At 63.5% G+C, this 1,237-nt stretch carries 1 protein-coding gene; it reads left to right on the top strand.

The genetic code is table 11. The features are described from left to right. Positions 1–1,237 (top strand): phage tail family protein (locus tag QSK31_RS48470; protein ID WP_285691989.1); only part of this gene is annotated, 1,237 nt, incomplete at both ends.

Below are 1,237 nucleotides of genomic sequence, written 5' to 3' on the forward strand. Positions count from 1 at the left end.
GTCTTCGACGCCACCCAGAAAGACGTCGAAGCCATCCTCGCCGGCCTCGACAGCAAGGTCGACGACTCTTTCTCCTCGGGGGAGAAGGCGGCGCGGGATGCGTTCACCGCTGAGCACAAGCGGCGGATGGACGAGTACAAGGACAAACGGTATTCGGGGCTGATCGGTAAAGGCCGGTGGATCAAGGACAAGTTCGCCGGGCTGCCCGAGGAGGCCAACCAGATTTTTGTGACCGCCCGGCAGGGCTACGTCACGAAGATGCAGTCCGTCATCTCCACCGTCGCCGACGTCATCGGCGGGGAACTGAACCGGGCGAAGCAGCGGATCGCGGCCGGTCGTCAGCAGTTGCAGGCCGAGGTGCAGAAGCTGCCCGCCGACCTGCAAGCCGTCGGCAAGGAAGCGGCCGGGGAGTTCGCGGGCAAGTTCGACGAGCTGACCGACAACGTCGACGCCAAGGGCAAAGAACTCGTCAACACCCTGGCGTCGAAATACAACGAGGCCCTCAAGTCGGTGGATGCGGAGATTGATGCGGAGAAGGAGAAGAACAAAGGCCTGATCGCCAAGGCTGTCGACGCGGTCAAGGGTGTCATCGACACCATCCTCAAACTCAAAGACCTCCTGCTCGGGGTGCTGGCCAAGGCCGCGGCCGCGGTGATGGCCATCCTCAAAGACCCGATCGGCTTCCTCGGCAACCTGGTCTCCGCGGTCGGTGCCGGCCTGAAAGCGTTCATGTCCAACATCGGCGCCCACCTGAAGAAGGGCCTGATCGGGTGGCTGCTCGGCACCATGTCCGGCGCGGGTATCCAGTTGCCGGACAAGTTCGACCTCCGCGGCATCCTGTCCATGATCGCCTCGATGCTCGGGCTGACCTGGGCCGCGATCCGCGGGCGGATCGTCGCCAAGGGTGTCCCCGAACAAGCCATGGGCGCGGTCGAAGCCGGCGTCCCGGTCGTCGCGAAACTGCAGTCCCAGGGCGTGGCCGGGGCGTATGAGGAGATCAAGGACCAGGTCGGGGACCTGAAAGAAAACCTGCTCGGCAAAATCAGCGAATACCTGGTCCCGACCGTGCTGATCGCCGGGATCACCTGGATCATCAGCCTGCTCAACCCAGCCTCGGCGTTCATCAAAGCCTGCAAGATGATCATCGACATCGTCACGTTCATCATCGAACGCGGCGCCCAGATCATCGAATTCGTCAACGCCGTCCTCGACGCCGTCATCGCCATCGCCGGCGGCG

This window comes from Actinoplanes sp. NBRC 103695, assembly GCF_030269485.1.
GTDB lineage: Bacteria > Actinomycetota > Actinomycetes > Mycobacteriales > Micromonosporaceae > Actinoplanes.